Origin of the sequence: Pseudoalteromonas prydzensis (assembly GCF_011050055.1) — a bacterium.
Lineage (GTDB): Bacteria > Pseudomonadota > Gammaproteobacteria > Enterobacterales > Alteromonadaceae > Pseudoalteromonas > Pseudoalteromonas prydzensis_A.
In genome coordinates, this window is record NZ_DRGM01000103.1 from 1 (window position 1) to 19386 (window position 19386).

At 42.8% G+C, this 19386-nt stretch carries 18 protein-coding genes; 10 read left to right on the forward strand and 8 right to left on the reverse strand.

What is annotated here, in order from left to right; all coding sequences use genetic code 11:
• Both ENH88_RS09520 and udk read right to left on the reverse strand, forming a co-directional pair.
• The coding region (locus tag ENH88_RS09520; protein ID WP_304182034.1) for a Na+ dependent nucleoside transporter N-terminal domain-containing protein at positions 1–107 on the reverse strand (107 nt) is incomplete at its 3' end.
• A gap of 19 nt (positions 108–126) precedes the next feature.
• Positions 127–756 carry a uridine kinase gene (udk, locus tag ENH88_RS09525; protein ID WP_064664752.1) on the reverse strand — a complete coding sequence of 210 codons (630 nt, stop codon included), beginning with the start codon at positions 754–756 and terminating at the stop codon, positions 127–129.
• A gap of 191 nt (positions 757–947) precedes the next feature.
• Here udk and ENH88_RS09530 point away from each other — a divergent pair, with 191 nt between their 5' ends.
• The 5 genes from ENH88_RS09530 (at position 948) to ENH88_RS09550 (ending at position 5077) form a co-directional block, all read left to right on the forward strand.
• A complete protein-coding gene (locus ENH88_RS09530; protein WP_304182002.1) occupies positions 948–2180 on the forward strand; it encodes a phosphopentomutase in 1233 nt (410 codons plus the stop codon).
• Positions 2180–2887, forward strand: a complete 708-nt coding sequence (deoD, locus tag ENH88_RS09535) for a purine-nucleoside phosphorylase (RefSeq protein WP_304182004.1) — start codon at positions 2180–2182, stop codon at positions 2885–2887. Before ENH88_RS09530 ends, deoD begins: the two co-directional genes overlap by 1 nt.
• Positions 2888–3096: 209 nt before the next feature.
• The gene (locus ENH88_RS09540) at positions 3097–3837 is read left to right on the forward strand and encodes a ferredoxin--NADP reductase (protein ID WP_304182006.1); all 741 of its coding nucleotides are present in this window, start codon (positions 3097–3099) and stop codon (positions 3835–3837) included.
• Between the two features lie 62 nt (positions 3838–3899).
• Positions 3900–4721: a nuclear transport factor 2 family protein gene (locus tag ENH88_RS09545; RefSeq protein ID WP_304182008.1), complete on the forward strand. Its 822-nt coding sequence runs from the start codon at positions 3900–3902 to the stop codon at positions 4719–4721.
• A 35-nt stretch (positions 4722–4756) separates the two neighbouring features.
• A complete protein-coding gene (locus tag ENH88_RS09550; RefSeq protein WP_304182010.1) occupies positions 4757–5077 on the forward strand; it encodes a hypothetical protein in 321 nt (106 codons plus the stop codon).
• Here the strand turns inward: ENH88_RS09550 and ENH88_RS09555 are convergent.
• Positions 5074–5964, reverse strand: a complete 891-nt coding sequence (locus ENH88_RS09555) for a tetratricopeptide repeat protein (protein WP_304182012.1) — start codon at positions 5962–5964, stop codon at positions 5074–5076. The genes ENH88_RS09550 and ENH88_RS09555 overlap by 4 nt on opposite strands.
• Before the next feature lie 370 nt (positions 5965–6334).
• Between ENH88_RS09555 and ENH88_RS09560 the strand changes: the two genes are divergently transcribed.
• Positions 6335–7708: a GAF domain-containing sensor histidine kinase gene (locus ENH88_RS09560; protein WP_304182014.1), complete on the forward strand. Its 1374-nt coding sequence runs from the start codon at positions 6335–6337 to the stop codon at positions 7706–7708.
• A gap of 207 nt (positions 7709–7915) precedes the next feature.
• Here ENH88_RS09560 and ENH88_RS09565 read toward each other — a convergent pair whose 3' ends face one another.
• The 5 genes from ENH88_RS09565 to exbB all read right to left on the reverse strand — a co-directional run bounded on the left by ENH88_RS09565 (position 7916) and on the right by exbB (position 11428).
• The gene (locus ENH88_RS09565; RefSeq protein WP_304182017.1) at positions 7916–8335 is read right to left on the reverse strand and encodes a YbaN family protein; all 420 of its coding nucleotides are present in this window, start codon (positions 8333–8335) and stop codon (positions 7916–7918) included.
• A 206-nt stretch (positions 8336–8541) separates the two neighbouring features.
• Positions 8542–9144, reverse strand: coding sequence for a biliverdin-producing heme oxygenase (locus ENH88_RS09570; RefSeq protein ID WP_304182019.1), 603 nt, complete (start codon positions 9142–9144; stop codon positions 8542–8544).
• Between the two features lie 55 nt (positions 9145–9199).
• Complete coding sequence (locus ENH88_RS09575; RefSeq protein ID WP_304182021.1) at positions 9200–10042, reverse strand: energy transducer TonB; 843 nt, start codon at positions 10040–10042, stop codon at positions 9200–9202.
• Positions 10039–10473 carry a biopolymer transporter ExbD gene (locus ENH88_RS09580; protein ID WP_304182022.1) on the reverse strand — a complete coding sequence of 145 codons (435 nt, stop codon included), beginning with the start codon at positions 10471–10473 and terminating at the stop codon, positions 10039–10041. The genes ENH88_RS09575 and ENH88_RS09580 overlap by 4 nt, the downstream gene beginning before the upstream one ends.
• Before the next feature lies 1 nt (position 10474).
• Positions 10475–11428 carry a tonB-system energizer ExbB gene (gene exbB, locus ENH88_RS09585; RefSeq protein ID WP_304182024.1) on the reverse strand — a complete coding sequence of 318 codons (954 nt, stop codon included), beginning with the start codon at positions 11426–11428 and terminating at the stop codon, positions 10475–10477.
• Positions 11429–11663: 235 nt separating this feature from the next.
• On the opposite strand from exbB, the gene ENH88_RS09590 reads away from it, so the two are divergent.
• The 4 genes from ENH88_RS09590 to ENH88_RS09605 all read left to right on the forward strand — a co-directional run bounded on the left by ENH88_RS09590 (position 11664) and on the right by ENH88_RS09605 (position 18445).
• Entirely contained in the window at positions 11664–12182 is a 519-nt protein-coding gene (locus tag ENH88_RS09590) for a sigma-70 family RNA polymerase sigma factor (protein WP_304182026.1), read from the forward strand.
• Between the two features lie 6 nt (positions 12183–12188).
• Positions 12189–13169, forward strand: a complete 981-nt coding sequence (locus tag ENH88_RS09595; RefSeq protein WP_304182028.1) for a FecR domain-containing protein — start codon at positions 12189–12191, stop codon at positions 13167–13169.
• A 113-nt stretch (positions 13170–13282) separates the two neighbouring features.
• A complete protein-coding gene (locus ENH88_RS09600) occupies positions 13283–15982 on the forward strand; it encodes a TonB-dependent receptor (protein ID WP_304182030.1) in 2700 nt (899 codons plus the stop codon).
• 33 nt (positions 15983–16015) lie between these two features.
• Positions 16016–18445: a PKD domain-containing protein gene (locus ENH88_RS09605; protein WP_304182032.1), complete on the forward strand. Its 2430-nt coding sequence runs from the start codon at positions 16016–16018 to the stop codon at positions 18443–18445.
• Positions 18446–19386 lie beyond the last annotated feature (941 nt).

Here is a 19386-nt window from a genome sequence, read left to right on the forward strand (position 1 = left end):
AAGGCAATACCAACCGTTCTTAAACTAATCGCTTTGCGGTTGGTTGATGCCGCAAAAGCAATGCCTAGCAGCACACACATGCCGACTAAGCTCATAAATGTTGTCATGTTTAGTTATTTCCCGTTGTTATTTTTGCAGTAAATATTTTATTTTACTTTTAATTATATCAATCGCAACACGATTCATACCACCGCGCGTGACCACTAAATCAGCGTTGTGCTTTGAGGGCTCAATAAACTGATAAAACATCGGTCTCACAGTTGCTTGATACTGCTCAACAACGGACTGTAATGTTCTGCCTCGTTGCTCCATATCACGTTGCATACGGCGCATTAGGCAAATATCAAGAGGTGTATCAATAAACACTTTGATATCAAATTCTTTACGTAGCGCTTTGTCGCTAAGCAATAAAATGCCTTCTACTATGAGAATTTCAGCTGGCATCACAGTGCGTGTTTTATCACTGCGAGTATGCTGCGCATAATCATAGGTAGGTACTTCTACCGCTTCGCCTGCGCGTAATTGCGTTAAATGTTTATACATTAACTCATGTTCAAACGCATCAGGGTGGTCGTAGTTAGTTTGCGTACGATGGTCAAACGGCAAATGCGATTGATCTTTGTAATACGCATCTTCTTCGATCACGGCGATGGCACCAGGTTCAAGCTCATTCACCAATTCATTATAAATAGTTTGGCTAAAAAGAGATTTTCCCGACGCAGAGGCGCCAGCAATGGCTATTATTGTTCGTGTCACTAAAGTTCTCATCCACACAGAAGGATACATTGTTGGTAGATCACAATAGCAAAAAAGACACGAATAATCTCTCTTGCTTCGTTTTAAGGAGTGAAATTTATAATGTTTAGGTTTTATGAAACAGGACTTATGTCCTGTACGTTAAAAAGCACAAGAATATAAAGTAGCCACATTGGATAGACGAGGTAAGCATGGCAAGAGCAATTATATTGATGGCAGATAGCCTAGGCATAGGTGCAGCCCCTGACGCAGACAAATTTGGCGACCTGGGTGCAAACACATTTGCGCACTTGCTTAAAGCCTACTTTGCAGAAACTGGCGAACGGCTATCACTCCCTAATTTATCACTATTGGGTTTAGTCGCTGCGTGTGAAGCCGCAGGTAATGAAGCATGCCTTGTTAGCGACCGGCAAACACCGATTGCAGCATGGGGTTATGCCAAAGAGCTTTCAAGCGGCAAAGACACGCCATCGGGCCATTGGGAAATGGCGGGTGTGCCGGTGTTGTTTGATTGGGGATATTTTCCTAAGACGCAGCCGAGTTTTCCACCAGAATTTATTGACGAGCTAATTGCTCGTACCGGTATTCCTGGCATTTTAGGCAACTGCCATGCATCAGGTACCACCATTTTAGAACAGCTGGGTGAAGAACACCTAAGAACAGGTAAACCAATCTGTTACACCTCAGCTGATAGCGTGTTTCAAATAGCCGCGCATGAACAAAATTTCGGTCTAGAAAAGCTTTATCAGGTCTGCGAAATCACACGGGCGCTGCTTGATGAAATGAACATAGGACGAGTGATTGCGCGGCCATTTTTGGGTTCTACTAATCAAGACTTTGCCAGAACGGGCAATCGTCGTGATTATTCCGTATTACCGCCAGCACCAACCTTGCTTGATAAATTAGCGGATGACGGCGGCGAAGTAATTAGCATTGGTAAAATAGCGGATATTTACGCGCACCAAGGCATTACCCAAAAACACAAAGCCCCAGGCTTACAAAACTTGTTAGAAAAAACCACAGAGGTGATGGCGTCAGCGCCAGATCATAGTTTGATATTTACTAACTTAGTTGATTTTGACGAAAAGTTTGGTCATCGTCGCGACCCTGTAGGGTATGCCAAAGCGCTGCAACAGTTTGATGATTATTTACCAACGATCCTTAAGCAGCTTAAACCAGACGACGTACTAATTATTACTGCGGATCACGGTTGTGATCCAACATTCCCGGGGAGTGAGCACACTCGCGAATATGTACCTGTACTTGCTTATCGAGCTGGACTTGAAAATACCCCGCTTGGTGAACGTGCTAGTTTTGCAGACATAGGTCAAACCCTTGCCCAGTGGTTTAACTTACCTGCACTTGAATATGGTGATGGCTTTATCGATAAGTTAATGACACCAATTGTAAAAGGAAACGAATAATGAGTACTCCGCATATTGAAGCTAATAATGGTGACTTTGCACAAACTGTGTTGATGCCTGGCGACCCTTTACGCGCGCAATATATAGCAGAAAACTTTCTTGATAACGCTGTTAAAGTAACAGGCGTTCGTAATATGTATGGCTTTACCGGAACCTACAAAGGTAAGCCAGTGAGTATTATGGGTTCTGGGATGGGTATTCCATCTATGTCAATTTATGCCCGTGAATTGATAGTTAGCTACGGCGTTAAAAACCTTATTCGTATCGGCACCTGCGGTGGTATCGGTAGCGATATTAAAATACGTGACGTTATCTTCGCGCAAGGCGCCAGCACCGATTCAAACGTAAACCGTGCGCGTGTACGTGGTTATGATTTTTCCGCAATTGCTGACTTTGACTTACTACTTAACGGCGTAAACGCAGCTAAAGGGTTAGGCATTAAAGCAAAAGTAGGTAATGTATTTACCACCGATACTTTTTATCAAGCCGATAACAGCTTTTATCAAGAACTTGATAAATTAGGTATGTTAGCCGTTGATATGGAAACTGCAGGCTTGTATGGCGTAGCCGCTGAATACGGCGCAAAAGCGATGGCATTATTTACCGTAAGTGACCACGTGATCACCGGTGAAGCAACCCCCAGTGATGAGCGTCAAAGCACCTTTAATGAAATGGTTAAAATTGCGCTTGAGTCAATCGAAGCGTAATAAGCAAAAAGTTCCTTGGTAACGTATTCACTTGTTTGGAGACACGCCCAAATACAGTGAGACTAACCTCCAAAGCCGCCTAGTAACCCTAGGCGGCTTTTTTTATGGGGTAAAGTTAGCGAGGGTAAAGTTAGGCAAACTCGCAAACATTGACAATACTGTGCGCTCTTGCCACTGTTATATAAAGCAATAATTAAGGGGGGTGGGTTGTGTCTAATTGGATTGAGGCGAGTGTTAAAGACATCGTTTGGTGGACAGACAGCTTATTTAGTTTAATTGTTAACGCGGATGTAGAGCCGTTTAAAGCGGGGCAGTTTACTAAACTGTCAATGATGATGGATGAAAAGCGTATTGCGCGGGCTTATTCTTATGTGAATGCGCCAAGCTCGCCTGACTTAGAGTTTTACCTTATTAACGTGGCAGATGGCTTATTATCACAGCGCTTAGCTAAGCTTAAAGCGGGTGATACGGTGATGATTGAAAGCCGTGCCAGTGGGTTTTTTACTCTTGATGAAATTCCAGCCAGTGAACAGCTATTTATGCTCAGTACCGGTACCGCAATTGGCCCGTTTTTATCTATTTTAGAGCAAGGCGATGTGTGGCAGCAGTTTAAGCACATCACTTTAGTGCATGGCGTGCGTTTAAATGCAGATTTAAGTTACCAAACAAAGATCACTCAGTTACAGCAGCAGTATCCGCAGTTGCATTATCTACCTGTGGTGAGTCGAGAGCCGGCTATTATTGGTTTAGATGGGCGGATCACCAGTAGAATAGCCGACGATAGTTTGTTTGCACATTGTCACAATGCGGTGACGCCAGACAATGCGCAATTTATGATCTGCGGAAATCCAGATATGGTCAAAGACACATCGGCGTTATTGACCGAGCAAGGTTACACCCGTAATCGCCGCAGGGAGCCTGGGCAAATTACCGTTGAGCAGTATTGGTAAATAACTATCGCGGACCGCTAAATTTTGTTATTTTAGCGTTTCTTCAATTACTCAGGAACAGTATGAAACCGTTATTTTTTGTCGTTAGTTTATTATTTTCGTGGCAATTATTAGCAACTGAGAGTGCGTCAGTTGCGCCGCAAGCTAAAACTGAAGCAAAAACAGCTGCAACAAAAGCCGGTGAAGATAAAGTCGCCAAAGATAAAGCCGAGCTAGCTAAAGCCACGGAGTCTGCATCTGTGGAAAAACCAACTGAGAGTGAATTACAAGACAGTCCAGCAGTGATCACATTGACCCCAGAGCTTGTTCAAGCAACAGCGCCTGAAGCTGTAGAATCTACCCAGCCTATTACAGCAACTAACCCAAATGCTCCACAGGTTGATACCAGTAAGGTACTTGGCAATGAAACAGCAAAACCTGCAGCTATTCCTAAAACTCAACAAGAAAAAGCAGTTGCAGTCGCGCAAGCTGAACAAGCTGTTATTCAAGCTAAAGAAGCGCTTACTTTAAAACAACAAGTTAAAGCAAAGCAGTCACGCGAATCACTAGCGGTTATTGAGCAATTAATTAAAGCCTATAATGCCAGAAACATTGACGCATTTATCAGTATCTATGATGAGAATGTTGAGTTTTATGCTTTCCCAAATGAGTTATTATTTAAAGGTAAAGAAAAACTTATCGCACGTTACGGAATAATGTTTAAAAAATTAAAGTGTATTAAATCATCACCTATAAAACGTATTGTGCATGGTAATATCGTTATTGATCATGAATTGTCAGAAACCTGTTCATCAGATCCTAACGTGGTTGATAAGCGCACAGAGTTGATCTCTAGCTATCAAGTTGAAAATGGTAAAATTACCAAAGTGCTGTTTTTTAGATAAAGTATAAATAGGCAGACAAAGGGGCCGCAACGAGTATGGAGATTAGCGATGATAAAAAAATTCAGTTACTTTATCGTGTCGAGCCAGGCTGCTTAGGGCCGACTGGCGCGCAAACAATTGCACGCTTTTGTGACTATGCTAATCAGCAACTAGTCGCCCCTTATTTTGCCCTTTACCATTTTACGCCACGCTTTGATAAAAGTAAGGCCGAGCGCGAATACAGTATTAACGCTCGATTGTTGTCTGATCAACATGCGCAGGCATATCTAGCACACTTTAAAACCAACAAAGATCAGTTTGAGGAGCAACTCGACGAGCTACTCACGCAAGCAATCGAACACTTTTTAGAACGTTAATTTTTATCGCCAGCGACAATCGCATTAAAGCTGTTATTGTCGTGCAAACTGGCAAATGCACTTTCATGCAATAGCTCATTACGTAAGTTTGGCGAATACTCCAACGACATTTTTATATCAGCTAACGCATCGGCATGTTTATGGGTTAACGCATAGGCGCAGGCTCGTTGCCAATACGCATAGCCGTAGTCACTATCGATGTCTAACGCTTGGTTGCACAATTCTATCGCTTGGGCTGTTTCATTAAGTTCTAATAATGCATCGGCTTTGTAAGCGATAGCTTCCACATCTTCAGGCTTACGTTTTAAAATCTCATCAAAAATTTCAATCTTATTGGCTATATCACTTTCTAAATTAGCGCGCATCCATAAAGAGTGCACTTCATTAGTAACGGAGATTTTTTGTTGGTTACTTAAAATTTCTTCAGAGCGCTCGCGTAGCTTCTCTTCAAATGTATTCAAACGTGCTTCGTATTCATTGGTGATCACACTGACACGGGTATTTACAATATCTTCGACTTTGTTTTTTACATCACGTAGTGAGTTCCAGCCAACCAGCACCAAAATAGAAGCTGTGGCAGTGATGATAAAAAATACATTATTGATGGTATCAGTGGTGTAAGTCAGTGCGCGATCAGCGGTATCAAGCTGAGCATGAGTGACTTGTTTGGTAACGTCTTCGCGAAGTTTTTGCTGATCTTGGCGTACTGCTTTAAGTTCATCAAGAATATAGCGCTCCATCAAGGGTCGATACATCGGCTCTTGCAATTTTTTGAGCGCCTGTTGTTGCTGGTGTGGGCTGGGCTCAGAGCGAGACTCTGCTGCGATTGTCGGAACTGTAACTAAAGTAGCAAAAAGAACTAAAATGGATAAAAAATAATGATGCATAGTGCTGCCTAGTCGATAATTAGAGTGCTGTATGAATGAGTGAAACTGTAACATGACAACCTATTAGTAACTAGGGCGTGTTGATCTTTCGAGGTTATTTCACAGCAGTGTGCTTGGTAATTGCTAAATTGAGGTCGTTGTAAAAATGCAGCCGGTAAACTGCAGGCAAAAAAACCAGCTCAAAAGGAGAGCTGGTAAAACTGCTTAAACAACATAAATGTCGTCAGGGGTATCAACAGGAGTGAGTTTGTATAATAGCTTAGTCAATCTGAACAATGTCTTAATATTTAAAGTGTTATAAATACAAGGGTGAATTTAATTTGATCGGCTAAACTAAACTTTATTGGCTGGTTTAAACAAGGTTTTATTAATGCGGCAACAGCTTGTGCAATTACTTTATAAAGTGTCTACCTCAGCGGCGTTAGATGATGGCTATATAGAGCTTGCAGAACAATTGATTGTAAATACCATAATAGACGGTCTTAATACTGCACGTGCCAGTATATGGTTACTTAATAGTGATAATAGCCAATGCCATTGCCAATTACTGTTAGATAAAACAAACGGTGAACCAGATCAGTCGTTAATTCTAACGCGGGCTAATTTTCCTGCTTATTTTAGTGCACTCGATACGCAACGTGTGATCATTGCTAATAACGCGCATACCGATCCAGCAACATCTGAATTTTCTGAGCATTATTTAACCCCATTGAGTATAAACTCGATGTTGGATGCACCGCTGCGCTTTAAAGGCAAAATGATCGGTATTTTTTGCTGTGAGCACACCGGCAGTTTTAGGCAATGGGAGGACGACGAGTGTACGTTTCTTTCCGGACTGGCTGATCTCTATGGCCGGGCATTGTCGGCGCAAGAGAGTCGCTTAGTTAAGCAACAATTAGAAGTTGCAAATCGCTATCTTGAAGAGCGTGTTATTGAGCGCACCAATACCCTACAAAAAACCTTAGAAGAGCTAACTGGCACGCAAGAAAAGCTAATTGAATCGGAAAAAATGGCAGCATTAGGAAATCTTGTTGCAGGGGTTGCCCATGAGGTAAACACGCCAATAGGCATTGCCGTTACCGCCAATAGTTCGGCAACAGATAACCTAAAGCAACTCAACCAACAGTTAGAGAATAATACGTTATCAAAAAATAGTTTGATGACTATGCTCGCGCATATTGATGAGTGCTTAACTATCTCAAGTAGTAACCTTGATAGAGCTGCTGCTTTGATCTGTAATTTTAAGCAAACGGCCGTTGATCAATCATCTCTTGATATTAGTACTGTGATGCTTAATGATTACTTGGCAAATACAATACATAGCCTCACGCCATTAACCCGCAGTCACCAAGTCATCACCACAATTGAGTGCGACAATACACTTAGCTTAGTGACGGTATCGGGTGCCTTAAGTCAAATTATTATGAACCTAGTGAGTAATAGCTGCGTGCATGGCTTTAAAGATAGAACAAATAATCAGATCAATATTGTAGTACACGTAGATACACAGCAAAACACGTATACCTTGCGCTATAGCGATAACGGCCATGGCATGAGCGCAAACGTATTACAAAATGTATTTGAACCCTTTTTTACCACCACCCGGGGTAATGGCGGCAGTGGCTTAGGCATGGCTATTGTTTATAACCTTGCCACCCAAGCCCTGCAAGGCGATGTAAAAATACATAGTCAGCCAGAGCAAGGTATAACCGTCACTTTTACTTTCCCACTTAGCCTGAGCTAGCTATATTTGCTAAAATTCAGAGCATTTAGCATGATATTCAAACGGTTTGCTCGTAAAGGATACTGCCATTGTTGAGTAAATATTCTGGTGACAGGGTAACTTAAAGGTGAGTTGTTTACAGGCTGTAGGTAACAAGCAAGCGCTGGATACCTTAATTCCTTCTTAGGCACGAGGTTATCAATCTCGCGCCTAATTAACTGGCAACCATTACGAGCAGTCTTCTGGTGGTAAGGGGCGAGACAAAACGTAATACGCGCTGCCACCCATAAAGAGCGCGACAACAGTTGCCAGTAATAACGAAGGTTGCGCGCCTAGGTAAAATAACCCATACCCAACAGCCATACCCAAACTGGCCATTACCTTTGCAGACTTAGAAATAGCGCCATGGGCTTGCCAATTGGTCAGTGTTTTGCCAAAGCGAGGGTGATTAAGTAGCCAAGATTCAAAACGTTTTGATGAACGGCTAAAACAAAAAACAGCACCAATAAGAAATACTGTTGTTGGCATTACCGGCAAAAAGGCACCGAGAATCCCCATTCCGGTTAAAAACAAGCCGCTTAATAAATAAGTCACTTGTTTAAATTTACTGATAACTAACATCGAGTTGTTCTTATTTGTATGCTTCATACTTTATCACTTAATTTTAATGCACTTGCAGCTCATGTTTTATACCAATCGTGTTAAGTTACTGGCCATTTATAGCGACAGAAAAATAGCGTGGTAACAAGGCAGAAATTTTGACATCTAGTTGTTCTACATGAAAAATTACTAACGCAGTTAGCGCTTTATTTAGCGCGCTAGAATGGTTAAATATTTAAGTCGATTGGTATTACTTAAACAAATACACAATCAACAGCGTTACGAACCAAACTAAAAGCATCGCGAGCGCCATTAATTGCGAGTGTTTGCTGTTCTTTAGTTAATTCAATCGTATTTAAAGCCGTTGTAAAATCTTGCCATGATTGCCCGCGGCCAATCGTTGCTGGTGCTAAATGTGAGGCTCCAAATTCTTCTGATAAGCCAATACGTTTTGCTGCTTTTAATAAATACTCAGCGCCTAAATTAGACCCTTCGGATACATAAAGCCAACCCAGTGAGGCAGGGTAGTCAACCTGTACTAAGTTAATGCTTGGTTTTAGTTCACTCAGCTCGACGTTAATATCGCGTAAGTCTTGTTCAAGGTGGCTTAGGCGCTGCCGTGTTGGCAGATCGGTCACTAAGCGGCTTAAATTAGTATCGCTATAAAGAGGGGCAATAGCCAAATGAAAGCGATATTGAACTTCTAAAAATAAAGCATAACGGTCTAAACTTGCAAACGGTCGCTTAGTCATGATCGTTTTATCAAGGCTATCGTGAATAGTCGTGGTATTGAGTTTAAATAGTGTTGTTAATGAAGGCGTATTAATCTCATCGGTAACATGTTGGTCTGCAATCATTGTATATCCTTAGTTTTATATTTCAGTAATTGGTAATAAACACAGCGAGTAGCTGTTAATGAATAAAAAATGCCACCGGCACGGCCATTTTTATTGGGTCCCCTGTCACTTCTGCTGGAGGGACGGGCAAGGGCTCAGCACGTCTGACTAATTCGATGACCTCATTATCTAATGCCGCTATTCCGCTCGCTTTAAATAAGGTGACGTCTAAAATATTGCCTGCTCTGTCCATGGTAAAACTCACCCAAGGAACACCTTGTTGGCGCCTTAATTTAGCCATGCGTGGATAGCGCTTTTTTCGTTCTAGATGGATCTGAATAGCACTTTGCCATACTTGTTTAGCTGTACTTTGCTGTTCACTTAAAGCACCTTTTACCGGACCTGATGCGACTGTTGACTCTTTCACTGGGATAGCCAAAGGAGCACTACTTTGCTCTACCAAGTGTTCACTGGCTCCTTTTATGCTGGTGTTATCAGGCTGCGCAGTAGGCTGTGGATCTTGCACTTTTTGCTGATTAGATTTCTCTACGGGCTTACTTGGTGCTGGCTCAGGTTGTGTATCGCTAATGGTAAAGTCAGATTTGCTTTCGAGTAATGGCTTTACCAAGGGTTTATCTATTGTTGTTGCCGGCTTACTTACCTGCTGCTTTACTGGTGCTGACTCTTGTTGTGCAGGCCCTACAGGAAGTGCCGATGGCTCCGCTTTGGGAGCTGCCACAATATTGACTGTAAACAGGTGCGGTGAAGCTTGCATGGGCACTGTATTGTTATGCTCTGCCGGCATTAAAAAATAACCTGCAATGGCGGCATGTAACATCGCGGCGATAAAAAAAGCGCCTACAACATGCCAACGCACCAAGCGAGCAGCGCTGGTATCGTTTCCTGCTAATAAACTCACTGGGCAACATCCGTTTCATGTTCAAGACCGACTAAAGCAACTTGTGAGTAGCCAGCTTTAGTTAATTGATTTAATAATGCCATGAACTGACCATATTCCACTTTGCTATCTGCGCGGATCAAAATTTGCTGCTGGGTTTCAATACCATGGTGTTTTAGCGCTTGCGACAAATTTTGTTGGTTTATTTTATCTCTCTCGCCAAGTATTAAAGTGAGATCTTGTTGCAAAGTAAGGTAAGTTGGATCATCACTTTTCGGTTGGGTTGGTGCCGCAACAGCAGGCAACTTAACTGGCACACTGACAGTGGCTAATGGGGCCGCCACCATAAAAATTATTAGCAACACCAGCATCACATCAATAAACGGAGTAACGTTAATCTCATGCTGCTCTTGTAATTCATCGCTATCGGTATTGTTACTACTAAATGCCATTTTAAAGCTCTTTAGATACTGCATCTGCAGCGTCTTTATCGTTAAGTAGGTAGGCTATGTGTTTTGCATCAGGGTGCTTTCGGTCAAGATCTCGGCTCACCAGTATCATGATCGCGGTGAGAATATCGGCTAATTGTGCTTTGTAACTGCCAATTACACGAGAAAAATGGTTGTACATAATAACGGCTGGGATCGCTGCAACTAACCCCAGAGCGGTTGCTAATAAGGCCTCTGCAATACCAGGGGCGACTACGGCTAAATTAGTTGTTTGTGTTTTAGCAATACCAATAAAACTATTCATAATGCCCCAAACCGTACCAAACAAACCGACAAACGGTGCCACAGAGCCTATCGTTGCCAATATGCCTGTGCCCTGATTCATATTTGCGCTTAGTGCTGCTTGTACTCGCTCTAAACGTGCGATTAAGCGCTCCTTTAAGCCTTCGTCAGTAGTAAGCCCTTCGCCGGTTAGTTGTAATTCATGTTGGGTTGCTTTTAGTAGTGTTAAGGCCTCACTTTGTTGCAGTAATAAAGTGTGATTGGCCTTTGCAAAACTTTCACTTTGAATTAAATGTTTAAGCAATTTTTTGGCATTTCGCTTAGCAATATTTAACTGTACAGATTTAAATATGCAGATAGCCCATGAGACTAACGATGCTAAAAGTAACCCGATAATTACGCTCTTCACAACGACATCAGCGGCCTTGTACATGCCGATTGGCGATAAGTCATGTGCAGCAAAAGCGGCCTCGTCAACACTCACCGTGGTGTCTGTATCAAGATCAGCTCCTACGGTTAAAGACTTAGCTGATAGCTCGTTTGTATGCACGGCTGGTGTAACAGCATTGCCTGTAACTTCTACTTTGGAGGCTGTTGACGGCGCTTCTTGTTGTGCGTGAACAGCAGACGTTCCAGCACCGATTAAACACAAAAATAACATGGTTCTTATAAACATTTTGCTCCCTAATTTTTACGTCATTTATAAATGTGGCGATCTAACACCAACGAACTAGATCAATCTGCAGCACCGTTTTGATGGACAAATTATTGGCTATATAACTAATGCCGAACGAGATCTGATTTTCATCAAAAGAATAATAAATTTTTTATTAATAATATTTGCAGAATGCTTGAATGAGAATTAAAATCATTTATACTCGCGGTAAATATGCTACAGGAATAGTTAAATTTTGACTAGCACTACCGCTAACTCAGTTGGGTTTAATGCGCTCTACCAAGAACACCATGAGTGGCTTGTTCGCTGGATCGCTCGGCGTACCTACAACAATGATAATGCGCAAGATCTTGCTCAAGATACATTTATGCGTTTACTTAATAAGCCCTCTTTGTATAACGAAATACGAAGCCCGCGAGCATGGCTTACAAAAGTTGCCGGAAACTTAGTAACCGATAACATTCGTCGCAAAGTTCTAGAAGAAAACTATCTATTATTTTTAGAAAGCATGCCAGAAGCAGCCTATTTTTCGCCTGAAGAACAGCTACAGCTGCTCAGTTTACTAGAGCAAATAGATAAATTATTGAGTGGTTTGAGAGCAATCGAAAAAACAGCATTTTTAATGGTTAGACTCGATGGACTAAGTTACAAAGCAGTCGCAAAGCAACTCAAGGTGAGCCTATCATCTATTGAAAAATACATGGCGAAAGCCATGCTTGAGTGCTACACCCTTACATACTGCGATATCGAGTAAGCGATTGTGAATAATACGTGTGCGCCAAAAACACCTTTACCAGAGCAAGTCGTACAGCAAGCGATTGCGTGGCGTATCTGTTTAGAATCGGGCAACGCACAGTCCGCAGATATGGCTGAATATAGGCGATGGCGGCTTGCCGATCCGATGCATGAACTAGCATGGCAACGGATAGAAAACATGGAGGCTGCGTTTGCCGGGGCGAGTAAAAAAAATGCCCGTCTTGCCCATATGACCTTAAAAAAAACCGATCATGATATACAAAGCATGAGTCGTCGTCAGGCGCTAAAAAGGATCGCTGGAACCACACTAGGACTTGCCAGTGTAAGCTGGTTGGCAGACAAACAGGGGGCATGGGAATACCTTAACGCAGATCACGCAACGACCAATCAACGGCAATTATTCACGCTCGCCGATAATAGCCAGCTTTGGTTAAATAATAACAGCACTGTTGAACTGAATTTTAATGCTCACAATAGGAACATTGATTTAACTCGAGGAGAAATGCAATTTATAGGTTCAGCTAATACGCAGCCTGTGCAGGTGACGTTACAGCACGGGACTTTACTTTGTGATAGCAAACAATTTTTTGTGCGTAATGAAGCCGATCATGCTTTAGTTCAAGTTATGCAAGGCAGTGTTAAGCTCGCGCAAGCAAACGGCTTATTTACCAATCAGGCGATCAAGGCCGGCGAGCTATATAAAATTACCGTAAATTCAATGCAACAGTTAGACAATCATATATTTGACTACAGTAGTTGGACAGCAGGGCTGTTGTCAGTGCGAACTATGCCAATCAATGCTTTTTTAGCTGAACTATCACGTTATCACCGTGGGTTTGTAAAAATTGCCCCCAATTTAAATGATTACCTTGTCTCCGGCGTTTTTCAGTTAAATGACACTAACCTGATCCTTAAAACAGTCGCTCGTAGCGCTCGTGCAAGTGTGCATTACAGAACCCGCTGGTGGGCCGAAATTCGCTCATAGTCATGTGTATTTAGTTCATCAAGAAAAAATATAAAATAATTATCATTTAGAGTTACGGGATTGCTATTTTCATGCGTCATATAAGTATGCATTAAAGAAATAGGAAAGCAGTTATGCCCCGCGCAGCGTTAAATTTACTCACAGTTGTCACTGGTTTATTGGTGATTACCCCTTCAGCAAGTTTTGCTGAACAAGTACCTGCAACATCACAATTAACAATGATCAAATTTGATCTTCCCGCAGGTCGGCTTGGGGATGTACTGACTTTGTTTTCACGCCAAGCGGGTGTGACTTTATCATTTGAAGAGCGTGTTGTCGGTGGTTTTTCAGTCGCTGCAATAGCCGGTGAAATGACCATAGAGGCAGCCTTACAAAGGCTGTTAAGCAATACCAATCTACACGCTTTACCTGTTAGTAATAGCGCATGGTTAGTGCAACAAAAAACCACCCAAGATTTGATCACGCTAAATACCATTAATGTGCAAAGTCGTAATAGGGATCTAAAAGATCAAACCTATACCGAAGCCGCATCGGTAAACTTAATCACCCAGCAAGATATTCAACGTTTTAGAGGCACCAGTGTTGGCGATATATTTCAAGGTACAGCGGGTGTTTTGATCAGCGAAAACCGTAACTCAGGCGGACTTGATATAAATATTCGCGGTATGCAGGGGCAAGGACGAGTACCCGTAGTCATTGATGGGAGTCGTCAAGAAACCACCGTGTATCGCGGCTACGCTGGTGTATCGAGTCGCAGTTACATTGACCCTGATTTAATTGGCTCACTTAAAATCAGTAAAGGCCCAGTTATGAGTGCTGATGGCACGGGGGCGACAGGTGGTTTGGTGAGCGTAAGTACATTATCGGCTGATGATATTGTTAAAGAGGGAGAGCTCAGCGGATTTAGATTACGTGTTAGCGCCATCGGTAATAGCGCTAATACGCCGGAGCCAGGTACATACGCAGGGTATTATTTACCACGCAATGCCTATCGTTCACAGTGTCGTTTTTCGAGTTATTGTACTGAGCAGTACATAATGCCAGAGCGCTTTGCCCCAGAGGAGGGCATGGATAGATCCAGTTTATTTGAGTTTGCTAGTTATGCTGGCAGCTTTGCTGCTGCTAAGCATTTTCAGTGGGGCGATCTAATTGCTGCTTATGCTAAGCGCGAGCAAGGTAATTACTATGCCGGTAGTAACGGCCCTGCACCTGAAATAATTTACGCAGCGCCCGACAAGCTTGCTTGGTACACAGAAACAGCAGTATCAATGCAAGGCGCGTCGCGGTTTCGCGCCAATGAGCGCATCCCCAATACCAATTTTTCGAGTGAATCTTGGCTGTTAAAAAGCAATGTGTTGCTGCCCAACGAGCAAAGCCTTGAAATGAGCTACATACGTTATAACAGCGCTTACGGCGAAATGATGCCATCGCAAATACGCTCTTTTGGTCAAGCAAGGCAATGGCTCGATAGCGAAGTAACCAACCAAACTTACACAGTGCGTTATCGCTGGCAGCCAAGCAAATATGATTGGGCTGATTTTAAAGCCAACTTTTGGCATACCGATACACTTACCCATTTAAATACGCCAGGTGTCGGCTTAGTAGATATAGTCGATAATGTTGCTCGTAGCGATGATTATCAGCGCTTTGGAACTGATGTGAGTAATACCATGATGTTTTATTCAGCGGGTGAACTAGCGTTGAGCTATGGTGTTGCCGCCCAGTATGAAGACATGGATACCGACACCCCTGAAACCGAAGGGTTTTATGCAGGATCTCGCAGCGGTTGGCGCAAAGAGTTTAGTGCTTTTACAGCCATTGATTGGCAGTTTTTAACAGCATGGACACTCGAAGCGGGACTGCGTTTTACACACTTTTCATCGAAAGATAATAACCCGATGACTATCACTAGCAACGATCCTGCTTGCGTGTCTGACGGCGCCGGTGGTTGTTTAGAAGTACAGTATGAAAATAGCCACTCAGGCACTGCACCATTGGTTGCTTTAAAGTGGCAGGCATATAAAGGGCTACAGTTTTATATTCGCCACAGTGAAGCGCTGCGTATGCCAAGCCTATTTGAAAGTACCTCAGGTTGGTCTGTAAGCCCCGTGTTAGATATCCCTTTAAAGCCAGAGCATGCTAAAAACCAAGAAATTGGCCTTAATTATTTAACAGACGCATTACTAACAGATAACTATAAAGTGGGCTTTAAGCTCGCTTATTTTCAAAATCATGTTGATGACTATTTAACCCGTACGCAACCCAATGCGTGGGAGCAAAAACAAGGCGGCCTCAACGATTTTTTTCGAATGCGAAATATCGACAGCCTAGATTTAAATGGGTGGGAGCTTAATTTTAGCTACGACACAAAATATTGGCTTGCTGAGCTTAGCGGCACGCATTATACCCAGATTGAAGTGTGCAATGTGGGCAGTTATGTGCGCTACTACTGTAATGATTGGGGCCTTCCTGAAAGTTATATCAATAACATGATCCCACCAAATTGGCACGCCAGTGCCCACCTTGGCTTACGTTTATTTGAGCAGCGATTAGAAGCTGGACTGCGTGGCACCTTTATGGGAGAGCGCAACTCAATTCCTCGTTATAACGCACCAACAGGGTTTAATGAACCGGTACTTTGGCACAGTTATAACCTTTTAGACATCTACGCTAGTTATAAATTTAACGACGACACAACACTCGATTTTACCATCGATAATGTCACAGATCGTTATTACCTCGACGCTTTAAGTTTAGGTTTAGTACCTGCACCAGGAAGAACTGCGCGGCTGAGCTTAACTTATAATTTTTAACTGATAACACCTATCAGCAAGGAGTACAAAAGAATGAAAAAACTATTTGGCGCAATAGCCATAGTCGGGCTTTCGCTTACTATGGCGGCCTGTGGTGGCGGTAGTGATAACAAAGACAGTACACAAACAACAGAGCAAAAACCAACGGCGGTTATTGAGCTGCAATCACCAGCAGAATCAGCATTCTCACTAAAAGATGGTGCGGTAAAAGTCACCCTTAATGCTAATGCGAGTACAAGTGCTGAGGGAACCGATTTAATCTATCAATGGCAGCTCATTGAGCGACCAGCAACAAGCACTGCTAATATCACCAGCACCAATACCATAACAACAGACTTTACTGCAGATTTGCCAGGCAATTATGTTGTGAGTTTAATTGTTAATGATGGGTCAAATAATAGCGAAGCTGCGCGAATCACGCTTAGCGCAACCAGCCCCTACCCAGTCGCAATTACTGAGTCAGTCCACAGTGTTAATTTAGGCACTAATAGCGTAGGTTTAGATGGTAGCCAAAGCGTAAACCCAGCAGGTGGCACAGATTCATTACTATACCAATGGACGCTTATGGAAAAGCCCACCGACAGCGCGGGTTATTTAAATAACGCAGAGCAAAGCCAAAGCACACTGTTTGTCGATTTAGCAGGTGATTACAGATTGCAATTAGTGGTGACTCATAACGACGTAGCAAGTAAACCAAAAGAAGTTGTGGTAAGCGTTTCAGCAGGTAATGCGCCACCAGTGGCTAAAGCCGACGACATAACGATTATCTTAGGTGAAGAAGCTATCTTAGATGCATCAGCCAGTATTGACCCTGAAGGGGAGTCACTACACTATCGCTGGCAATGGTTGTCACGCTCAGCAACGGATCCTGATGATGTACCACTACCAGAGCTTACAGGTACAAAAACGGCTGTAGTGCGTTTTACCCCACAAGCTGTGGCAAGTTATAAATTAATGCTATTTGTATTTGATGGCACCCGAAAAAGTGAAGAAAGAGAAGTTACAGTCACCGTCAAAAAAGATCCTAACGCAACTAGCAATGCCCCACCGGTTGGTAAATTATTAGCAACCGGCTATTACCCATCTAATAGTATTGGTGAACAAGAAGTAGGCTTAAGGGCTGAATTTAATTTTACCGGTTATGATCCTGAAGGCGAGCCGTTACAAATTATTGCAGCTACGCTTATTGAAAAACCGCAAGGAAGTATTGCAGAGCTAGTGGATATAGGCTCTTGGAAGCCTATGGGTAAAAAGATTCAAAAGCTCGATATAGCCGGCAGTTATTTAGTACGTATGGTTATCTCTGATGGTGAAAACCAAATCTCAGTTGATGCCAGCATGGAAGCTAAAATAGGTAACGTTAACGGTCAACCTGCAACGGGCGGCGTTGATGCGCAATCAAAGTCAGTGTTAGTGGGTGATGCTTTAGTATTTGATGCATCAAGTAGCGACCCTAATGATGATCCACTGACCTTTCATTGGGAGCTGACAGATAGACCAGATGGTAGTAACGCGACTATCGAACCGGTAATTGAACCGCAAAGCCAAGAATACCGCCGTGCAAAAGTGCTCACCGATGTGCCTGGCTCTTATACGGCACGTTTGATTGTTGCAGACGACCGTGGTTTATTTGCTAAAGCGTATGCACAAGACAGCGGTTTAGCGAAATTTACCAATACCGCTCCAGAGATCCGTTCCGTTGTGTGGGCGCGTAGCTGGGGACGCTTAAATCCTGGCCAAGACTACTATCAAATTTTACCGTGCATGTCGTTATTACATCGCCCAGTAACCGTTGATGCCGATGGCGATGAAGTATTCACTCATGAAGAGCTTGTCAGTACCCCAGCAGGCGGCGAGTTTACTAGCAACCCAAGTGAAGCCGATTGCCCAAATACCCGTGGACAAGTATTTACAAAGCCAGGTAAATATACATTCCGTTATTCTGCAACAGACCTAATTGATGATGCGCCGCAGTATGACTTTGTCGTTAACGTTGACCCACTCGCAGAGGCTACAGGTGTACGTTTACGTAGCATCAATGAAGATAATGAAAGCTTATGGCAGCCATTACCGTATGAGAATATTCCACCCTTTGCGAACGACTTTAGTGCCAGCTCTAAACCTTATCTTGAAGAGGGTTATATAAGCTGGTCATTAACCGCCGCTGATGCAGATTACACCATTGAAAACTTACAGGTGCGCCATATTAATGGTGGGTTAGCAAGCTTAACACCGCGTTTCGAAAACCTAAAAAATAAGCAAGTAATAGCAAAGGGCAAATCAGTTGCATTTAAAACTATATTGCCAGTGGTTGCGTGTATTCGTAACGAAGAAGCGTCTGAAGGATTCCATTTTTCTTTTAATATTAAAGAAATCCCTGAAATCACCTTCGTATATGAAACATGGCGTACCGCCAACAAATCAAGCTTATTCTATGATTGGCCTGAATGTGCTGCTGAATAACTAAATACTTGGTAGTTCAACGAATAACAAAAAACCCAGAGTACCGCTCTGGGTTTTTATGTTCAGCCCCTAAACCACCTACTTCAATAGGTGGTTATCATCAAATAGGCTTTGCCTGTAAAAAGTACTCATGTTAATTCCTTAGTTGATTTTTAGCGAAGTCACAAAAGGAAAAAACATGAGTAGATACGAGAAAGCATCGCATGTGTATTGGCGATGTCAATATCATATAGTTTCCTAGAACCTAACCCCTTTTTTTGCACAAAGAGCAGAGAATGAGGGTAAATGAGCAGAGCTCTCTAAAAGTGGTAGCAGCGAGTTTACCTCGCGACATAAACATGCTTCGAGCAATGAGCTACGTGCCGCGAAAACATACCTAGCGCCTAGTTACTTCCCTAGAATCGAGTTCCTTTTTGCACAAAGAGCAGTGAATGAGGGTAAATGAGCAAAACCCTCTAAAAGTGGTAGCAGCGAGTTTACCTCGCGACATATAAACATGCTTCGAGCAATGAGCTACGTGCCGCGAAAACATACCTAGCGCCTAGTTACTTCCCTAAAACCTAGCCACTTTTATGCACAAAGAGCAGTGAATGAAGGGTAAATGAGAAGACAAAGCGGCGGGTTTCGAGCGACGAGCTGTGAATACAGCTAGCACCTTTTACTTTCGTAGGAGAGCGCTTTAGCGCCGATTGGTTTTAACACATAACCTAAAACAGCATCACGGCTAAAGCCTGTTCCCACAAAAATATGTTTTTACACCGATAGTACCTAGCACCTTTAACCTATCACCTCTTCAGCGGAGTTTTTCAAGTTAGTTGTCGCCTCAAGTTAAATTTTATGCCGCCCGCATTTCTTCTTTTTTCTCAGGATTCAAATTTACTTCGTTTATCATTGACCAATCTCGTGACTTTCCTGACCAACGACTTGGGTTATTCAATTTA